Origin of the sequence: Enterobacter sichuanensis (assembly GCF_009036245.1) — a bacterium.
Lineage (GTDB): Bacteria > Pseudomonadota > Gammaproteobacteria > Enterobacterales > Enterobacteriaceae > Enterobacter > Enterobacter sichuanensis.
Map to the genome: position 1 here is coordinate 3297697 of NZ_CP027986.1, position 18234 is coordinate 3315930.

Genomic DNA, 18234 nt, shown 5'->3' on the forward strand with positions numbered 1-18234 from the left:
CCGTTGCATAATTGCCCTGAAACAGGGCAACGTCTTTTTTCATGCACACTGTTTGTGCACAAATTCAGGCTCCCTGCCAGCGGGTGAAGAGATCGGCCGGCAGGTCAATGTCGAACTGATCGAGCACGCGGTTAACGGTCTGGTTAATCACGTCATCCAGCGAGGTCGGGCGATGATAAAACGCCGGGACCGGGGGCATGATCACCGCGCCGAGTTCGGCGGCCTGGGTCATTAAACGCAAATGGCCCAGGTGCAGCGGCGTTTCCCGCACGCAGAGCACCAGAGGACGACGCTCCTTCAGCACCACATCCGCCGCGCGGGTGACCAGGGTGTCGGTATAGCTGTGCACAATGCCGGAGAGGGTTTTAATCGAACAGGGAAGGATAACCATGCCAGCCGTTTTAAACGAGCCGGAAGAGATACTGGCAGCGATATCCCGGGCATCGTGAACGACATCCGCCAGAGCCTGCACATCGCGCAGGGAGAGATCGGTCTCCAGAGAGAGGGTCTGTCGCGCCGCCTGGCTCATGACCAGATGGGTCTCGACGTCCGCCACGTCACGCAGAACCTGTAACAGACGTACGCCGTAAATCGCGCCACTGGCGCCGCTGAGCCCAACAATGAGTCGTTTCATGATTTTCGCCCTTACTGATTTCAGGGCAGACTGTGCAGGATTTTGCGGGGAGTTGCAAGTGAGGGCGAACGCCCTCACCTGCCGAAGATCACCCTTCGTTGTGCATCTCTAAACTTTCGAGATCGTTTTGCAGCTGAACGGCTTTTGCGTCGTCATTGCGCAGCGAATCCAGATAGTCGAGGTACTGCTGGTCAACGTCTTTGGTGACATATACCCCGTTGAACACGGAGCATTCAAACTGCTGAATATCCGGGTTCTCGGCGCGCACCGCGTCGATGAGATCGTTCAGATCCTGGAAAATCAGGCCATCGGCACCGATGATCTGGCGAATTTCATCCACTTCGCGACCGTGAGCAATCAGCTCGTTGGCGGTTGGCATATCGATCCCGTACACGTTCGGGAAACGAATCTCTGGAGCCGCAGAAGCCAGGTAGACTTTCTTCGCCCCGGCTTCGCGCGCCATCTCGATAATCTGCTCTGAGGTGGTGCCGCGGACGATGGAGTCATCCACCAGTAGCACGTTCTTGTCGCGGAACTCCGCGCGGTTGGCGTTCAGCTTGCGGCGCACGGATTTACGGCGCAGCTGCTGGCCAGGCATGATAAAGGTACGGCCAACGTAGCGGTTCTTCACGAAGCCCTGACGGTATGGCTTATCGAGAATACGGGCGATTTCCAGCGCGATATCGCAGGAGGTTTCCGGGATAGGAATCACGACGTCGATATCGAGATCGTCCCACTCGCGGGCAATCTTCTCGCCAAGCTTGGTACCCATGTTCACGCGCGCGCTGTAGACGGAAATCTTGTCGATGAAGGAGTCCGGGCGGGCGAAGTAAACGTATTCAAACAGGCACGGGTTGCTGACCGGGTTATCGGCACACTGGCGGGTAAACAGCTGGCCTTTCTCGGTGATGTACACCGCTTCGCCCGGCGCCACGTCACGCAGGAACTCAAAGCCCAGGGTGTCCAGCGCCACGCTCTCAGAGGCAACCATATATTCGGTACGACCATCGCCGAGGTCGCGCTTGCCGAGCACCAGCGGACGAATGCCGTTTGGATCGCGGAAGGCCACCATACCGTGACCGATGATCATCGCTACACAGGCGTAAGCACCGCGGATCTGGCGATTTGTCGCGGCAATCGCAGCAAAGATGTTGTCTGCTTCCAGCGGATAGTGGCGGAAGTTATCCAGCTCGCTGGCGAACACATTGAGCAGGATTTCAGAATCAGAGGTGGTGTTAATGTGGCGACGTTTCTCTTCGAACAGCTTTTTACGCAACTCGTGTGCGTTGGTCAGGTTACCGTTATGCGCCAGGGTAATGCCATACGGTGAGTTGACGTAGAAAGGCTGAGCCTCAGAGGCGCTGGAACTGCCAGCAGTAGGATAACGAACGTGACCGATCCCCATATTACCTTGCAGACGCTGCATATGGCGGGCTTCAAACACATCATTTACCAGGCCATTCGCCTTGCGTAAACGGAAGCAGTTGTTTGCATCAATGGTGATGATACCCGCAGCATCCTGCCCACGGTGCTGAAGCACCGTTAACGCGTCATAAATCGACTGGTTTACCGGCATGAAACCGGCGATACCGACAATACCGCACATTCGTCTTTTCCTCGTTAAGCCACATCTCAGAACGGATTACGCTCTGGGCAAAAAACTCGACGAGCTTTGCAGATAGTCAAAGAACCATCTGATGATGAAGCTGAACTCCGGAATGAGCTGCGATTTCTGCCAGTCTTCACTTTTGGAGAACCCGGTGAAGGTATCCAGGAAGAACAGGATCGCGGCCACAATCAGCACGCCTCGTAATGCCCCGAAACAGATCCCGAGTACCCTGTCCGTTCCTGACAGACCGGTTTTCTCGACCAGCTGACCTATCACATAATTCACGATAGCGCCGACAATCAGCGTCGCGATAAACAGCACCGCGATGGCGATTCCATTTCGGACCAGTTCATCTTCAAAGCCCGTGAACCAGACAGACAGGTAAGTGTAGTAATGACTGGCGACAAAGAAAGCACAACCCCAGGTCACCAGCGATAACGCTTCACGAACAAAGCCACGGATCAGGCTAACCAGACAGGAAAAACCAATCACCGCAATGATGGCGTAATCAATCCAGACCATATATGTCCCACGATTTAACGCCCTGTCATCCAGTTCGGGGCGAATTCTAACAGAAAAAGAAAACGTTTGCGTAGGGATTTCCTTCCCGCGCGTAAATAAAAAAGGCGCTGAAAAAATGTTCAACGCCGTGGCTTATCGCCTCTCTCTTTAAGGAGCAGGTCGTACTTAGTTCGCGCTGTAGCTCATCACGACGCCGCTCAGACCGGAGATCTGCTTCAGCTCGCCGAGCGAACCTTTCAGTTTGTCTTTAGACGCTTCTGGCCCCACGAGGATACGGGTAATTTTACCCTGCACCGGCGTGGAAGGTGAAGTATAAACACGGTATCCCGCACTGCGCAGTTTACCCACCACCTCATTGACCTTGTCCGCATTTTTCAGCGCGCCAAGCTGCACAACGTAAGCTTTACCCGTTGGGGCCGCCGCGTCCTGCTGAGCCGGTTTTGCTGGCGGAGGCGTCTCTGACGCCGCGGCAAGCTGTTCTGCCGTTTTATCCCGCTGCGGTTTCGGCTGTGGTTTATCGACCGGCTTCGGTTTTTCAACCGGTTTAGGCTGCTCTACCGGCACAGGATCGATATCGTTGTTGCTCGCGGCCGCCAGACGAGACGGATCGAGTGACGGTGCTGCGGCATCGCCCGCCCGTACCTCTTCCGCCGCACCTTCCGGTGGCTGAGCGGGAAGCGCCTGCGTTGCCGCGGGCAGCATATCCGGCTCATCCCGGTCGCCCGGTTTAGGGACCAGCGGAATAGCGGCAAACTCATCCTGGTAATGCTTTTTCTGCCCGTCGAGCAACCCCGGAAGAATAATCACCCCGAGCGCGACCAGCACAATGGTTCCTGTTAAACGGTTCTGAAACTTACTCGCCACCGGTTCTCCCCGCGTCCATCACTTCCATGACATGTGCCACCGTGTGGAATGAACCACACACCAGCACGGTATCTTCTGGTTTAGCATCAGCCATCGCGGCATGCCAGGCCTGCGCCACGCTAGTGTAGATTGCGCCTTTGCCGAGATGTTCCATCAGTTGCTCAGCCGTCGCGCCGCGTGGCCCCTCCAGAGGAGCACAATACCAGCTATCGACCACACTCTCCATGCAGGCCAGCGTCCCGCCGATATCTTTATCATGAAGCATACCGATAACCGCCAGCACGCGCCCGGTTTTTGGTAACGATTTGAGACGTCCCGCGAGATACGCCGCCGCATGCGGGTTGTGCGCCACATCCAGAATCAGGCGTGGTGACTCGCTGACAATCTGGAACCGCCCGGGCAGAATCGCCTGCTGTATACCGTCGCGGATCGCCTGCTCGCTCACCGCCAGCCCGCTGGCGCGAAGTGCTGCCAGAGCCGTTGCCGCGTTCGGCTGCGGCACCTGCGGCAGTGGCAGGTGCTCAAGCGTGCCCTGTGCATCGCTAAAGCGCCAGCCGTTGTCCTGAACTTCATACTGCCAGTCCACGCCGCGGCGCAGCAGACGCGCGCCCTTCTCGTTTGCGACATCCGCAATGGTGTGCGGCATATCCGGCTCGCCGACAACCGCCGGCTTATTCGCCCGGAAAATGCCGGCCTTCTCGCGGCCAATGCTTTCACGATCCGGCCCCAGCCAGTCGACATGGTCCAGCGCAATGCTGGTGACCACCGCCACATCCGCATCGACCATATTGGTGGCATCAAGACGTCCGCCGAGGCCGACCTCCAGGATTACCACATCCAGTTGTGCCTGTTTGAACAGCCACAGCGCCGACAGGGTGCCGTATTCAAAATAGGTTAATGAAATCTCACCGCGTGCGGCTTCAATTTCCGCGAACGACGCGGTATGCGCCGATTCCGGCAGTTCGCTGTTCTGCACGCGAACGCGCTCGGTGTAGCGTACCAGGTGTGGAGAGCTGTAAACACCAACCCTGTAACCCGCAGCCATCAGAACAGATTCCAGCGTACGGCAGGTGGTGCCTTTGCCGTTGGTGCCTGCGACGGTGAATACGAAAGGCGCCGGTTTTAGCACATCAAGTCGCGCAGCAACCTGGCTTACGCGCTCAAGGCCCATATCGATGGTTTTACTGTGCAGGTTTTCCAGATAAGAAAGCCACGCGGCCAGGGGCGACGTGGCTTGGGGAATGCTTTTATTTTCCATAATGCCCGGTTGTCATTAACAGATTAGAAAGCAAAAGGGCAGCGCCAGCTGGCCCTGCCCTTTTCAGTTATCAGGCCTCGGGTTCCTGATCCGGTACCACCACGCCTTCGCGCGGCTCATCCGGGTTCGGCGCTGGCAGATTCATCAGCTTCGCCAGGATGCGCGCCAGCTTCAGGCGCATTTCCGGACGGCGGACGATCATGTCGATGGCACCTTTCTCGATGAGGAACTCACTGCGCTGGAAGCCAGGCGGCAGTTTTTCACGAACGGTCTGTTCGATAACGCGAGGACCCGCAAAGCCGATCAGCGCTTTTGGCTCAGCGATGTTCAGATCGCCCAGCATCGCGAAGCTTGCAGAAACGCCGCCCATGGTTGGGTCGGTCAGCACGGAGATATACGGCAGACCGCGCTCCTGCATTTTCGCCAGCGCAGCTGAGGTTTTCGCCATCTGCATCAGAGACATCAGGGCTTCCTGCATACGCGCCCCTCCGGAGGCAGAGAAGCAGATCAGCGGACAGTTATCTTCCAGCGCTTGCTCAACGGCACGCACAAAGCGCGCACCAACCACGGAGCCCATTGAGCCGCCCATAAAGGAGAACTCAAACGCAGCGGCAACAACCGGCATCTCATGCAAGGTGCCTTTCATCACCACCAGCGCGTCTTTCTCGCCGGTCTCTTTCTGTGCAGAGGCCAGACGATCTTTATATTTTTTGGAGTCGCGGAACTTCAGCACGTCTTTTGGCTCAAGCTCGCTGCCCAGTTCTACCAGAGAACCTTCGTCCAGCAGGCTATGCAGGCGGTTGCGCGCCGACATACGCATATGGTGGTCACACTTCGGACACACCTCAAGGTTGCGTTCCAGCTCTGCGCGATACAGAACCTGGCCGCAGCTATCACACTTCGTCCATACCCCTTCAGGAATGCTCGCTTTGCGCGTTGGGGTAATGTTGCTTTTAATTCGTTCAATCCAGCTCATTGATAACCTTTCTGCCTGAACCTGGTCGTATGCCAGTTTTGCTATAAGAGGCGAATAATGCCATTTTTGCCTCCAACAGACCATGAATGTTGCACATTAAAACATAACAGCCCGAAACTTTGGATAAAAAAGTGGTCGAACCGCCAGTGTGCATTTACTTCGCTTGTTTTGCCGCCGCACGTTTGTGACGAATAATTTCGATAACGCCCGGCAGGACGGAAAGCACAATAATCGCTACAATCAGTAACTTAAGATTTTCCTGAACCACCGGGAGATCGCCAAACAGATAGCCTGCATAGGTAAACAGCAGTACCCACAGCAGCGCGCCCACCACGTTATAAGCCGCAAAATGACGATAGGACATATGCCCCATTCCCGCCACAAACGGTGCGAATGTACGCACAATAGGCACGAAACGCGCAAGGATAATGGTTTTTCCACCATGGCGTTCATAAAACGCATGGGTTTTGTCCAGATAGCTGCGACGGAAAATTTTCGAATCCGGATTGCTGAACAGCCGCTCACCGAACACGCGACCAATGGTGTAGTTGACCGCGTCACCGACAATCGCGGCAATCACCATCAGTATCACCATAAGGTGCACGTTCAGATCGTTGGTGGGTAACGCCGACAATGCCCCGGCGACAAACAGCAGTGAATCGCCTGGCAGGAAGGGGGTAACGACCAGACCGGTTTCACAAAACAGAATGAGGAACAGAATGGCATAAACCCAGACGCCATACTGCGCGACCAGCTCTGCCAGGTGAACATCAATATGCAGGATGAAATCAATCAAAAAACGAATTACGTCCATATTGTCTAAGCCTTAATTGCACCTTTGTTTAGTCCGCTAAAAAGAGCGGCCCCATTGGCGGTTTCGGCAGGTCAAATCGATCCGGATAGTCTACTGAGACCAGATACAACCCTTCCGCTTTCGCCGTGGCTGCCGCAAGCGTTCTGTCCTTCGCTGCCAGCAGGTCTGCAATCCAGCTCTCCGGCTGGTGTCCGGCACCCACTTCCATCAGGCTGCCCACAATATTCCGCACCATATGATGTACAAAGGCATTGGCTTTGATATCCACCACCACATACGCGCCAAAACGGCTGACGTTTATGTGCATGACGTTACGCCACGGCGTGCGGGACTGACACTGCACCGCACGAAATGAGGTAAAGTCATTTTCACCAATCAGACACTGCGCCGCACGATGCATGCGTTCCGCATCGAGCGGTTCATAAAAATGCGTCACGCCCTGGCTTAACACCGCCGGACGCAGGCGCTGGTTGTAGATGACATAACGGTAACGACGCGCCGTGGCGCTGAAGCGCGCATGAAAATCATCCGGTACAGCTTTCACCCAGCGCACAGCAATGTCACCAGGTAAATTCGCATTTACACCCAGCGTCCAGGCGGCATCTTTACGCACCGCGGTGGTTTCAAAGTGCACCACCTGCCCCGTCCCGTGGACACCGGCGTCAGTGCGCCCCGCGCACAGGACGTTGATCGGCTCGTTTGCCACCTGAGAAAGCGCTTTCTCCAGCTTTTCCTGGACGCTACGCACCTCATTCTGACGCTGCCAGCCATAATATTTACTGCCGTCGTACTCGATACCGAGGGCAATTTTATGAACCGGCTTTTGATCCACTGCGGACATCAGTACAGGTACTCCTGCACCAGTTTTTCAGCGATCTTCACCGCCATCAGCGCGCCGCCAAAGCGGACGTTATCGGCAACAGACCAGAACTGAACCTGCTCCGGCATACCGTAATCGTTACGCACGCAGCCGACAGAGAGGTGCGCGCTTCCGGTAGCGTCACCCACCTGGGTCGGGAACTCGCGCTCTTCGGAAAGCACAATATCTTCACCGCGGCCAAATGCATCACGCGCCTCTTCCGCCGCCAGCGGGCGTAGCGCCTCAAAACTCACCATCTGCGCGTGACCGTAAAAGACCGGGGACTGCACAACGTTTGCGGAGATCATCAGGCCATCGTCCTGCAGAATTTTACGCGCTTCGTCCACGATACGGCGCTCTTCGCGCACGGAGCCCTGATTATCTGGCAGCATCGGCAGCATGTTGAACGCCAGCTGGCGACCAAAGAAATCATCTTCGTCAATCGGGATGCCGTTCAGCAGCTTCGCGCTCTGCCCTGCCAGCGCATCGACGGCCTTTTTGCCGTTCGCGGACACGGAAAGCAGGCTGGTGACGGCAATGCGCGACAGGCCACCGTCGTCGATCAGCGGTTTCAGGGCCGTCAGCAGCTGACTGGTCAGGCTGTCAGGTACCGCGATGATGTTGCGGTTACGGTAGTCGGCCAGCACGAACGGGTTCACGTCCGGCACCACCAACGGCACGTCCGGCTCCAGAGCGAACAGGCCGCTCAGGTCGATCACCAGGCAGCCGGCGTTGGTCGCCTCTTCAATGTACGCCGCCGTGGCTTCAGCGCCCGCGGCGAAAAACGCCAGCTGCGCCTGCGTCCAGTCGAACGCGGCGGCATCCTGGACCATGACGGATTTACTGTTAAAACGCAGATGCTCACCCGCGCTGTCGGTACGCGCCAGCGCATAGATATCGCCCACCGGGAACTGACGCTCAGCAAGGGTTTCGAGCAGGGCTTCGCCCACGGCACCCGTGGCACCTAAAATGGCAATATTCCAGCCTTCAGACATGGTGGTTTACTCCAGAAATAAAAAAGCGTCCCTGTCGGAGTATCCGACAGGGAGCATTAAGAAGACATTAATGCGCCGGGTGATGAACGGCGTTAAAACCCAGCTTGTGCAGCAGCGTCGCCGCCGGGGCGTCATCGCACATCACATACAGGGAAGACCACTCGCGGCGCTCAACGTAGTGCTTGCGCAGCTTATCAAACTCACCCGGGATCCCCGCCACTTTACGCAGCAGCGCATCATCGCGGCGCACATCATACACCAAATGCACCAGCCTTTTCAGCGTTGCCTGATCGAGCGGACCGTGCAGGGTAATACGGCCAAATTCAGGTGCGGGGAGTAAGGTATCCAGCGCCACCTGCTGCGGGTGGCCAATAAAGGCGCTGTAGGCCTCGAAGACCTGCGTCGTACCGCGCGCTTTCCCCTCAAGCGTATAACCCGCGATATGTGCGGTCGCAACGTCCACCCTGTTCAGCAGCGCAACGTTGAGTTCCGGCTCTGGTTCCCAGACGTCCAGCACCACGCTGAGATCCTGTCCCGCTTCCAGACATTTCAGCAGCGCGGCGTTATCCACCACCGGACCACGGCAGGCATTTATCAGAATAGTGCCAGCCTTCAGACGGCGGATCAGCGCCTCGTCAGCCATATGCAAAGTCTTATACGGCCCCTCTTTAAACAGCGGTGTGTGGAACGTCAGGACATCGCACTGTTCAACCAGCTCATCCAGCGAGCGGAAATCCCCCTCCTCGCCGTTGTCTTTGCGCGGCGGATCGCACAGCAGCGTGCGGATCCCTAACGCTTCCAGACGCTTTTGCAGGCGTCCGCCAACGTTGCCCACGCCGACAATCCCCACCGTGCGGTCTTTAAGCGCAAAACCGTCGCGCTCGGCCAGCATCAGCAGCGAGGAGAAAACATATTCCACGACGGCAATGGCGTTACAGCCCGGCGCGGCGGAAAAACCGATCCCGGCCTGCGCAAGCCATTTATCATCCACATGATCGGTCCCTGCCGTTGCGGTCCCGACGAACTTGATCCCTTTACCGGCGAGCAGTGCCTCATTTACTTTGGTCACCGAGCGCACCATCAGCGCGTCTGCGTCATCCAGTTCGTTGACCGGGATCGGACGACCAGGGACAGCCTTCACGTTACCCAGGCGGCTAAACAGCTCACGGGCATAAGGCATATTTTCATCAACGAGGATTTTCACGTCTGAGTACCTGTTTGAGAGGAAGAAAACCTGCCAAGTGTGCCATAATCTGGCCGCCAGGCATATACGTATGCCAGGTTTACGCTGAGTTTTGACTTTAAGGATTTTTGACGATGCAGCCCATTTCAGGTACGCCGCCGCGCCCTCCGGGTGAAGGCCCTGTCACGCAAAACGTTGCCGGTGAACAACCGCTATCCACGCAACAGCGCACCGTGCTGGAGCGCCTGATCACGCGCCTGATTGCGCTGACTTCGCAGCAAAATGCGGAAGTCTGGGCCGGGGTAAAGCATGACCTGGGTATGAGAAACGACGCGCCGCTCCAGTCGCGCCACTTCCCTGCCGCTGAGCAAAACCTGAACCAGCGTATTACCACCGCGCAGCAGAACCACACCACGCGCCAGATTGTCGCGCAGCTGACGGAGCTGTTGGGCCAGGGGAATAACCGCCAGGCGGTAAGTGATTTTATTCGCCAGCAGTATGGTCAGACCGCTCTGGGTCAGCTGACGCCGGAGCAGCTTAAAACGGTGCTGACGCTGCTGCAGAACAATGAACTCTCTATTCCACAGCCTCAGGTGCGTCCGTCGACCGAACGCTCGCTGCTGCCTGCCGAGCACAACACGCTTAAGCAGATGGTGACCAAGCTTGCCGCGGCCACCGGCGAACCGACGAAGCTTATCTGGCAATCCATGCTGGAGTTGTCCGGCGTGAAGGCGGGCGAGCTGATCCCCGCAAAACAGTTTACCCATCTGGTAACCTGGCTGCAGGCGCGCCAGACGCTCAGCACCCAGAGCGCCCCTACCCTGCATACCGTTCAGGCTGCGCTTAAACAGCCGCTGGAACCGCATGAGTTTGAGATGATTCGGGACTATGCCCAGCAAAACTGGCAGGCCACCCCGCAAACGGTTCTGACCACCGCGCAGGTGCAGGATGTGCTCAATCAGATCTTCGTTCGCCGCGCCGAGCGCGAAGGCGGCGTACCGGAGGTGAGAGATATTCAGCCGATCTACAGCCCGCTGTTTGCGCCGGTTGTGGAGACGTTCAGAACCCTCTCTGCGCGTCCGGGATTGCTGTTTATTGCGTTACTGATTGCACTGGCGATTTTCTGGCTGGTTGCCTGAGGATTTGCCCGGTGGCGCTACGCTTACCGGGCCTACAACGCCCCGAACCGTAGGCCGGGTAAGGCGCAGCCGCCACCCGGCAACAACGGCTCACGTTCTACGAAACGCCACCAGCGTCACCACAATCCCCACCACTGCGGAAACCGCACCGGCCAGGAAGACGGACGGATAGCCAAACGACGTCGCTAACAGCCCGGCCAGCGGCCCGGTTACGCCGTATGAGATATCCTGAAACGCCGCATAACCGCCGAGCGCCGTACCGCGCACCTGCGGGGCCACGCGCTTCACCACTTCCACACCAAGTGCCGGGAAAATCAGAGAACAGCCGCAGCCGGTCAGCGCCGCGCCAAGCAGCGCAACGGATGCCACGGGTGCATTCCACAACAGCAGAAGACCGATAGTTTCAATGACCAGCGACGCCACCGCCACCTTCACACCGCCAAAGCGATCCGGCATCCAGCCGAAGAATACGCGCATCAGCACAAACGCACCGCCAAACGCGGTGAGCGTAAAGCCGGCCATCGCCCAGCCACGGCTCATAAAATAGAGCGAGACGAAAGTACCAATTACCGCAAAGCCCACGCCCTGCAGCGCCAGGCCAAGACCCGGCTGCCAGATTTGGCCGACCACGCTCCACAGGGAAGGACGCTCACCTTTGTGCGCGGGCACTTTACGCACCGAGCCGTTAAAGGCCCACGCCAGCAGCGGCAGCAGCATGGTGGTGGCCGCAAGCGTCGCAAACCCAAACTGGCTATTGATGAGCAGCCCAAGCGGCGCACCGGCGGCCAGGGCGCCATAGATAGCCATGCCGTTCCAGGACATCACCTTGCCGGAACGGGCGGGCCCCACCAGCCCCATTCCCCAGGTCAGGGTGCCGGTCAGCAACTGGCTTTCACCAAAACCGAGGATTAAACGGCCCAGCACCAGCAGAGCAAATTTATACGCCGCGTCTACCGGCAGGAGCGCGGCCAGTAGCCATGCGCCGCCCGCCAGCCCGCAGGCAAACATTCCCTGGAGCGCTGAACGTTTCGCACCGTGCTGATCCGCCAGTCGCCCGGCGTAGCCGCGGGTTAATACCGTGGCTAAAAACTGAATGCCTACAGCGATGCCAACCATGGTGTTGCCATACCCGAGCTCCTGATGAACGAACAGCGGGATCACCGGCAGCGGCAGGCCAACGGTCATATAGGTCAGGAATACCGCAAAAGCGATACGGAACAGCGAGACATTCGCTGAAGAGGTTGTTTCTGTTTGAGTGACTGCAGTCATGCTTTACTCCGAAATGAAGAGTAAGGCGGGGAAATGCCACGCCCCCTCTACCTGTTTACCAGGATTAAGGTGCGTTGGTTGACGTTAAACGCTTACGCATTATCGTGAGGATAATGTTGAGGTGTGAAGTTTGCCTGTGCAATCAGCCGCTTGTCAATGCATAAAAAAAGGGAGCCTTATGGCTCCCCTTTCGAATCAAACATAAAACTTATGCTTTGTACTTACGCATCACCAGCGTGGCGTTAGTACCACCAAAACCGAAGCTGTTGGACATGACAGTGGTCAGTGTCGCTTCCGTTGGTTTGGTCACGATGTTCAGGCCAGCCGCCTGCTCATCCATCTCTTCAATGTTGATGCTTGGAGCAATAAAGCCATTTTCCAGCATCAGCAGAGAGTAGATCGCTTCCTGCACGCCCGCCGCACCCAGAGAGTGACCGGTCATGGCTTTGGTCGCGGAGATCGCCGGGCTGTTGTCGCCGAACACTTCGCGGATCGCACCCAACTCTTTCACGTCGCCTACAGGCGTAGAGGTACCGTGGGAGTTCAGGTAGTCGATTGGGGTATCAACGCCGTGCATCGCCATCTTCATGCAACGTACCGCGCCTTCGCCGGATGGCGCAACCATGTCGGCGCCGTCAGATGTAGCACCGTAACCCACGATCTCAGCGTAGATGTGCGCGCCACGTGCCAGCGCGTGCTCCAGCTCTTCAACCACAACCATACCGCCGCCGCCTGCGATAACGAAACCGTCACGGTGTGCGTCATAGGTACGGGAGGCTTTATCTGGCGTTTCGTTGTATTTGGTGGACAGTGCGCCCATGGCGTCGAATTCACAGGCCATTTCCCAGCCCAGCTCCTCGCCGCCGCCAGCAAATACGATGTCCTGTTTACCCAGCTGGATCTGCTCAACCGCATTACCGATGCAGTGCGCGGAAGTCGCACACGCGGAGCTGATGGAGTAGTTCACACCGTGAATTTTGAACGGGGTCGCCAGGCACGCGGAAACCGCAGAACCCATGGCTTTCGTCACCACGTACGGACCTACCGCTTTCAGACCACGCGGGCTACGCATTGCGTCAGCACCGAATACCTGCGCTTTTGAGGAGCCGCCGGAGCCGGCGATCAGACCCACGCGCGGGTTGTTCTGATAAACCTCTTCACTCAGGCCGGAATCTTTGATCGCTTCCTGCATGGAGAGATAAGCATAAATAGAGGCATCGTTCATGAAACGAACCACTTTGCGGTCAATCAAACCGGTGGTGTCCAGTTTGACGTTACCCCATACGTGGCTACGCATACCTGAATCTTTAAACTCTTCAGAGAAAGTGATCCCGGAGCGTCCTTCACGCAGAGATGCCAGGACTTCCTGCTGGTTATTACCGATGCTGGAAACAATGCCCAGGCCAGTAATCACTGCACGTTTCATTCAATACCTCTGTAAATCGCACTATAGTAAGTTTCGAGTCGCACAATAGCGTACACTTGTACGCCGAACAAGTCCGATCAGACATTTTCTGCGGAAATTTGCACCGATGGACTCACATCGTTAAGATCGTGCCACTGCCTGTCAGACGAGTAACTTACGTGAAACAAAACGCTATACAACCCGCCAACCTCGAATTCAACGCTGAGGGTACACCTGTTTCCCGAGATTTTGATGACGTCTATTTTTCTAATGATAACGGACTGGAAGAAACCCGTTATGTTTTCCTCGACGGAAACCAGCTCAATACCCGCTTCCCGGCCCATCCGCGGAGCCTGTTTGTGGTGGCGGAGAGCGGGTTCGGCACCGGGCTGAATTTTTTAACCCTCTGGCAGGCGTTCGATCGGTTTCACGCTGCACATCCTGAGGCTACGCTACAAAGATTACATTTCATCAGTTTTGAAAAATTCCCGCTCACCGCGCACGACCTGCGTCTTGCCCATCAGCGCTGGCCGGAGCTTGCAACCTGGGCAGAGCAGCTTCAGGCGCAGTGGCCGCCCCACATCGGCGGCTGCCATCGCCTGATCCTGGATGGTGGACGCGTCACGCTGGACCTCTGGCTGGGCGACATCAACGATCTGACCGACAAGCTTGATGATTCGATGAATCAGAAGGTGGACGCATGGTTCCTTGACGGTTTTGCTCCCGCCAAAAACCCGGATATGTGGAGCCAGCATCTGTTTAACGCGATGGCGCGACTGGCGCGCCCTGGCGCGACGCTCGCCACCTTCACCTCGGCAGGCTTTGTCCGCCGCGGGTTGCAGGAGGCAGGCTTTACCATGCAGAAGACCAAAGGTTTCGGCCGCAAGCGCGACATGCTGGTCGGCAGAATGGAGCACTCGTTGGATATCCCGGCCAGCACGCCCTGGTTTGCACGCCGTGCCAGCGCATCCCGTGAGGTTGCCATCATTGGCGGGGGGATTGCCAGTGCCCTGCTCTCGCTCGCGCTTATCCACCGTGACTGGAAGGTCACGCTCTACTGTGCTGACGACGCGCCTGCAAACGGCGCCTCCGGCAACCGCCAGGGCGCGCTCTATCCACTTTTAATCGCGCATGACCCGGCGTTGTTCCAGTTTTTCCCGGCGGCGTTTACCTTCGCCCGTCGCCTGTATGACGCCCTTCCGGTGGCATTCGACCACGACTGGTGCGGCGTCACGCAGCTCGCCTGGGATGAGAAGAGCCAGCAAAAAATCACCCAAATGCTGTCGCTGGGCCTGCCTGACGAGATTGCCCGCCCGGTGAGCGCACCGCAGGTGGCAGAAAGCGCTGGCGTAGAGACGCACTGCGGCGGCATTCAGTACCCCCTCGGCGGCTGGCTGTGCCCGGCAGAACTGACCACCGCGGTCATTGCCCTGGCGCAGTCGCGCGGACTGACGGTGCACTATGCCCACAACGTGGAATCACTCAGCCGGACAGAACAGTGGGATCTGCATTTTGCCGATGGCAACACGGCGCACCATGCCAGCGTCGTTCTCGCCAACGGGCACCACATCAGCCAGTTTATCCAGACAGAGACATTGCCGGTGTATCCGGTCGGCGGTCAGGTGAGCCATATTCCTTCGACGCCTGAACTGGGCAAACTGCGCCAGGTGCTGTGCTATGACGGCTACCTGACGCCGCAGAATCCGTCTAACGGTCACCACTGTATCGGGGCCAGCTATCATCGCGGCGAAACGGATATGCGCTACAGTGAGGCGGATCAGGCGCAAAACCGTCAGCGCCTGGTTGACTGTTTCCCGGGTGCAGCGTGGGCGAAAGCGGTTGACGTCAGTGCCGGAGATGCGCGCTGCGGCGTGCGCTGTGCCACCCGCGATCATCTGCCGATGGCGGGAAACGTGCCGGACTACGACGCCACGCTTGCGGTCTATTCGGATCTGGCTGAACATCAGGAAACGGCGGTGACTTCACCGGTCTACCCGGAACTGTTTATGCTGGGCGGGCTGGGTTCGCGCGGGCTCTGTTCTGCACCGCTGCTGGCTGAAGTATTAGCCGCGCAAATGAGCGACGAGCCGATTCCGCTGGACAGGGTTACGCTTGCGGGACTGAATCCGAATCGCTTGTGGGTGCGGAAGCTGCTGAAGGGGAAAATGGTTAAGTAAAGTGCGGTCAAATCCCCTCACCGTAACCCTCTCCCCAAAGGGGAGAGGGAAGAGAAGGCGCTTAGCGTTTAGCCTGCTGGAACAGGTTATCCCACATGCCCAGCACCAGAGACTGGTCGCGCGGAGAGAGTTCTCCTGCCTGAATAGCTTTCTCCAGACTACGGGTGACTTCATCGTGAACGGCCTCGGCAGAGTGATCGTCCCCGGCCTCCAGCTCAGCAATAGCCAGCGTCAGGTGACCACGCAGATAACCGCTGGCGAACAGCTCATCATCGCTGGCGTGTTCCACCATGTCATCAATTAACGCCAGAATGCGTGATTCAAATTCTGCGATCATCTTCTTTCCTCTGTTAAAGATCTTCCGGCCAAGGGAAGCATTCCGCCGTGATCTCCGGCGTGTGGTAATAATTCTGTAACGCCTTGATTAAGCGTGCCGGACGTTCCGGAATGCCGTTCTCAAGATATGTCATCACCTGCGCGTGTACGCGGCGCTGGAAAACAATACGGTCCGGCTCGAAGTCGCCTTCAAGGTTGTCGCAGCTGACGTTGAACGGGAAACCCGCCGCCACGCAGAACAGCCACTCCAGCGCCTGCGGTTTCACTTCCACATCTTCAAACAGCCCCTGCGTAGCGGCGTCACGTCCGTCCGGGCAGTACCAGTAACCGAAATCCACCAGTTCGCGACGCGCTTTCCCTGCGATGCACCAGTGCGAAATCTCGTGCAGACCGCTGGCGTAGAAGCCGTGCGCGAACACGATACGGTGATACGGAACCTCGGCATCAGCAGGAAGATAGATCGGTTCGTCGTCGCCTTTAATCAGACGGGTATTAAAATCTTCAGCAAAACAGCCATCAAAAATCTCAATCAACTGTTCGTATTTATGCGTACTGTTCATTAGTTCACCCCCAACCAGGTGAGGATCTCCTGTCCATGGCTGTCATAAAGCAGTTTGGCGCTCATTACCCCCGAGACGATAACGATCATCGGGCGAATCAGTTTTTGTCCTTTGCTTAACACCAGACGCGAGCCTGCACGCGCCCCGAGGAACTGCCCTGCCATCATCACAAAGCCGGTTGCCCAGATGACCTTGCCGCCAATGATAAACAGCAGCAGGCCTCCGACGTTCGAGGTGGCGTTGAGCACTTTGGCATGGGCGGTAGATTTGGCGAGGTTAAACCCGGCCAGCGTCACAAACGCCAGCGCGTAAAACGAGCCTGCGCCCGGGCCAAAGAAACCGTCGTAGAACCCCACGCAGCCACCGGCAATCAGGGCAAAGGGCAAACCGTGCAGACGACGCTGACGATCTTCTTCCCCGAGCTTTGGCATCAGCAAGAAGTAAAGGCCGATGCAGATGACCAGAACCGGCAGGATCTGGCGCAGAATATCGGACTGCACGTGCTGAACCAGCAGCGCGCCCGACGTCGAGCCGATAAAGGTCATCAGAATATTGAGCTTCTGGTCGGCAAGATTGACGACCTTGCGGCGAATAAAATAGAGCGACGCGGAAAGCGAGCCGCCACAGGCCTGGAGCTTGTTGGTCGCCAGCGCCTGCGCCGGACTCATGCCCGCCGCCAGCAGCGCGGGTACGGTTAACAACCCGCCCCCGCCCGCAAGAGCATCAATGAAACCGGCCAGCATAGCCACAAAGAACAGCACCACCAGCAGCAGCGGTGACACCATAAACAGATCGACGAAATTATCCATTAAAGTACATGCTCATCCAGTAGCGCCTGGCAGGAAGGCGGCAACGGAGGCGGTGTCTTCTTCTCAGGCTTAGAGGTTCCAGGTTTTGCCGGTTCAAACCAGCTTTGCAGTTCCGCACCACAGCCATCGCCTGGCGGAGGCAACGGCTGATCTTCACATTCCAGGCTGTTTGCCGGGCAACGCAGACGAACGTGCATGTGCGCGCGATGCTGGAACCACGGGCGCACTTTGCGCAACCAGTCGCGATCGGTTCCCTCATCGAGGCACAGCTGTTGCTTGATAGCCGGGTTGACGAAGATCCGCGTAACGTCGTTATCTTTTGCCGCCAGCTTAATCAGGCTGAAGATATCCGGCGTCCACAGTGAGGGCACAACGCGCTTACCGTCGCTCGACACCAGATCCAGCGCCTGCGGTTTCAGCAACTGGGCTGAACTCCAGCGCGCTTTCGGCAGCTGCAGGAAGATATCGACATCCAGTCCGGTCTGGTGACTGGCGTGTCCACCGTTAAAACGACCGCCGGCAGGCATCCCCATATCGCCAATCAGCATCGTGCCCAGCCCCAGATTATGCACCTGATTTCCCAGACGCTGGATGAATAGCACCAGGTCCGGGTGGCCGAAATAGCGTCGCTGATCGGTGCGCATCACCTGGTAGGTATCGGACTGCAGAGGCAGCTCCTGAGCACCGACGATACATCCGTTCGAAAAAGCGCCAATAGACTGGGCGCTCCCCGCCACCGGGTGGGTGATTTTTTGCCATGGCGTCGCGGCCAGACTGGCTCCACTGGTCAGCAGCGCCAGCAGAGCAATTGCGGTTTTTTTCATG

General features: G+C 57.4%; 18 protein-coding genes. 2 read left to right on the forward strand and 16 right to left on the reverse strand.

Translation table 11 applies throughout. The features are described from left to right. Positions 1 to 64: 64 nt before the first annotated feature. From C1N69_RS15845 to pdxB, 10 genes are all read right to left on the reverse strand, one after another. Positions 65 to 634 (reverse strand): UbiX family flavin prenyltransferase, encoded by a 570-nt coding sequence (locus C1N69_RS15845; protein WP_025757161.1) that lies wholly within the window; start codon positions 632 to 634, stop codon positions 65 to 67. An 88-nt stretch (positions 635 to 722) separates the two neighbouring features. Further along, positions 723 to 2240 carry an amidophosphoribosyltransferase gene (gene purF, locus C1N69_RS15850; protein ID WP_045285794.1) on the reverse strand — a complete coding sequence of 506 codons (1518 nt, stop codon included), beginning with the start codon at positions 2238 to 2240 and terminating at the stop codon, positions 723 to 725. A 36-nt stretch (positions 2241 to 2276) separates the two neighbouring features. Continuing rightward, the gene (cvpA, locus tag C1N69_RS15855; RefSeq protein ID WP_000262116.1) at positions 2277 to 2765 is read right to left on the reverse strand and encodes a colicin V production protein; all 489 of its coding nucleotides are present in this window, start codon (positions 2763 to 2765) and stop codon (positions 2277 to 2279) included. A 165-nt stretch (positions 2766 to 2930) separates the two neighbouring features. Continuing rightward, positions 2931 to 3629 carry a cell division protein DedD gene (dedD, locus tag C1N69_RS15860; protein ID WP_025757159.1) on the reverse strand — a complete coding sequence of 233 codons (699 nt, stop codon included), beginning with the start codon at positions 3627 to 3629 and terminating at the stop codon, positions 2931 to 2933. After that, complete coding sequence (gene folC, locus C1N69_RS15865) at positions 3619 to 4887, reverse strand: bifunctional tetrahydrofolate synthase/dihydrofolate synthase (protein WP_047959158.1); 1269 nt, start codon at positions 4885 to 4887, stop codon at positions 3619 to 3621. The genes dedD and folC overlap by 11 nt, the downstream gene beginning before the upstream one ends. A gap of 70 nt (positions 4888 to 4957) precedes the next feature. Then, positions 4958 to 5863 (reverse strand): acetyl-CoA carboxylase, carboxyltransferase subunit beta, encoded by a 906-nt coding sequence (gene accD / locus C1N69_RS15870; RefSeq protein WP_025757157.1) that lies wholly within the window; start codon positions 5861 to 5863, stop codon positions 4958 to 4960. Positions 5864 to 6017: 154 nt separating this feature from the next. Next, complete coding sequence (locus C1N69_RS15875; RefSeq protein WP_045402676.1) at positions 6018 to 6677, reverse strand: DedA family protein; 660 nt, start codon at positions 6675 to 6677, stop codon at positions 6018 to 6020. Between the two features lie 28 nt (positions 6678 to 6705). Beyond that, the gene (gene truA / locus C1N69_RS15880) at positions 6706 to 7518 is read right to left on the reverse strand and encodes a tRNA pseudouridine(38-40) synthase TruA (protein ID WP_025757155.1); all 813 of its coding nucleotides are present in this window, start codon (positions 7516 to 7518) and stop codon (positions 6706 to 6708) included. Further along, on the reverse strand, positions 7518 to 8531 hold the full coding sequence (locus C1N69_RS15885; RefSeq protein WP_025757154.1) for an aspartate-semialdehyde dehydrogenase: 1014 nt from the start codon (positions 8529 to 8531) through the stop codon (positions 7518 to 7520). The genes truA and C1N69_RS15885 overlap by 1 nt, the downstream gene beginning before the upstream one ends. A 67-nt stretch (positions 8532 to 8598) precedes the next feature. Continuing rightward, complete coding sequence (gene pdxB / locus C1N69_RS15890; RefSeq protein WP_155031512.1) at positions 8599 to 9735, reverse strand: 4-phosphoerythronate dehydrogenase PdxB; 1137 nt, start codon at positions 9733 to 9735, stop codon at positions 8599 to 8601. 113 nt (positions 9736 to 9848) lie between these two features. On the opposite strand from pdxB, the gene flk reads away from it, so the two are divergent. Further along, on the forward strand, positions 9849 to 10853 hold the full coding sequence (gene flk, locus C1N69_RS15895; protein ID WP_045285799.1) for a flagella biosynthesis regulator Flk: 1005 nt from the start codon (positions 9849 to 9851) through the stop codon (positions 10851 to 10853). Between the two features lie 90 nt (positions 10854 to 10943). Here flk and C1N69_RS15905 read toward each other — a convergent pair whose 3' ends face one another. Together C1N69_RS15905 and fabB are read right to left on the reverse strand one after the other, a co-directional pair. Further along, positions 10944 to 12122, reverse strand: a complete 1179-nt coding sequence (locus C1N69_RS15905) for an MFS transporter (protein ID WP_025757151.1) — start codon at positions 12120 to 12122, stop codon at positions 10944 to 10946. A gap of 208 nt (positions 12123 to 12330) precedes the next feature. Next, the gene (fabB, locus tag C1N69_RS15910; protein ID WP_025757150.1) at positions 12331 to 13548 is read right to left on the reverse strand and encodes a beta-ketoacyl-ACP synthase I; all 1218 of its coding nucleotides are present in this window, start codon (positions 13546 to 13548) and stop codon (positions 12331 to 12333) included. A 158-nt stretch (positions 13549 to 13706) separates the two neighbouring features. Between fabB and mnmC the strand changes: the two genes are divergently transcribed. Continuing rightward, positions 13707 to 15704 carry a bifunctional tRNA (5-methylaminomethyl-2-thiouridine)(34)-methyltransferase MnmC2/FAD-dependent 5-carboxymethylaminomethyl-2-thiouridine(34) oxidoreductase MnmC1 gene (gene mnmC / locus C1N69_RS15915; RefSeq protein WP_155031513.1) on the forward strand — a complete coding sequence of 666 codons (1998 nt, stop codon included), beginning with the start codon at positions 13707 to 13709 and terminating at the stop codon, positions 15702 to 15704. Positions 15705 to 15765: 61 nt separating this feature from the next. Here the strand turns inward: mnmC and C1N69_RS15920 are convergent, their stop codons facing one another. The 4 genes from C1N69_RS15920 to mepA are packed head-to-tail and all read right to left on the reverse strand — an operon-like array spanning position 15766 to position 18233. After that, the gene (locus tag C1N69_RS15920) at positions 15766 to 16041 is read right to left on the reverse strand and encodes a YfcL family protein (RefSeq protein WP_025757148.1); all 276 of its coding nucleotides are present in this window, start codon (positions 16039 to 16041) and stop codon (positions 15766 to 15768) included. A 13-nt stretch (positions 16042 to 16054) separates the two neighbouring features. Further along, positions 16055 to 16600, reverse strand: coding sequence for an elongation factor P hydroxylase (locus C1N69_RS15925; protein ID WP_155031514.1), 546 nt, complete (start codon positions 16598 to 16600; stop codon positions 16055 to 16057). Then, entirely contained in the window at positions 16600 to 17409 is an 810-nt protein-coding gene (locus C1N69_RS15930) for a sulfite exporter TauE/SafE family protein (RefSeq protein ID WP_155031515.1), read from the reverse strand. The genes C1N69_RS15925 and C1N69_RS15930 overlap by 1 nt, the downstream gene beginning before the upstream one ends. Beyond that, on the reverse strand, positions 17409 to 18233 hold the full coding sequence (mepA, locus tag C1N69_RS15935; RefSeq protein WP_095441555.1) for a penicillin-insensitive murein endopeptidase: 825 nt from the start codon (positions 18231 to 18233) through the stop codon (positions 17409 to 17411). Before mepA ends, C1N69_RS15930 begins: the two co-directional genes overlap by 1 nt. Position 18234 lies beyond the last annotated feature (1 nt).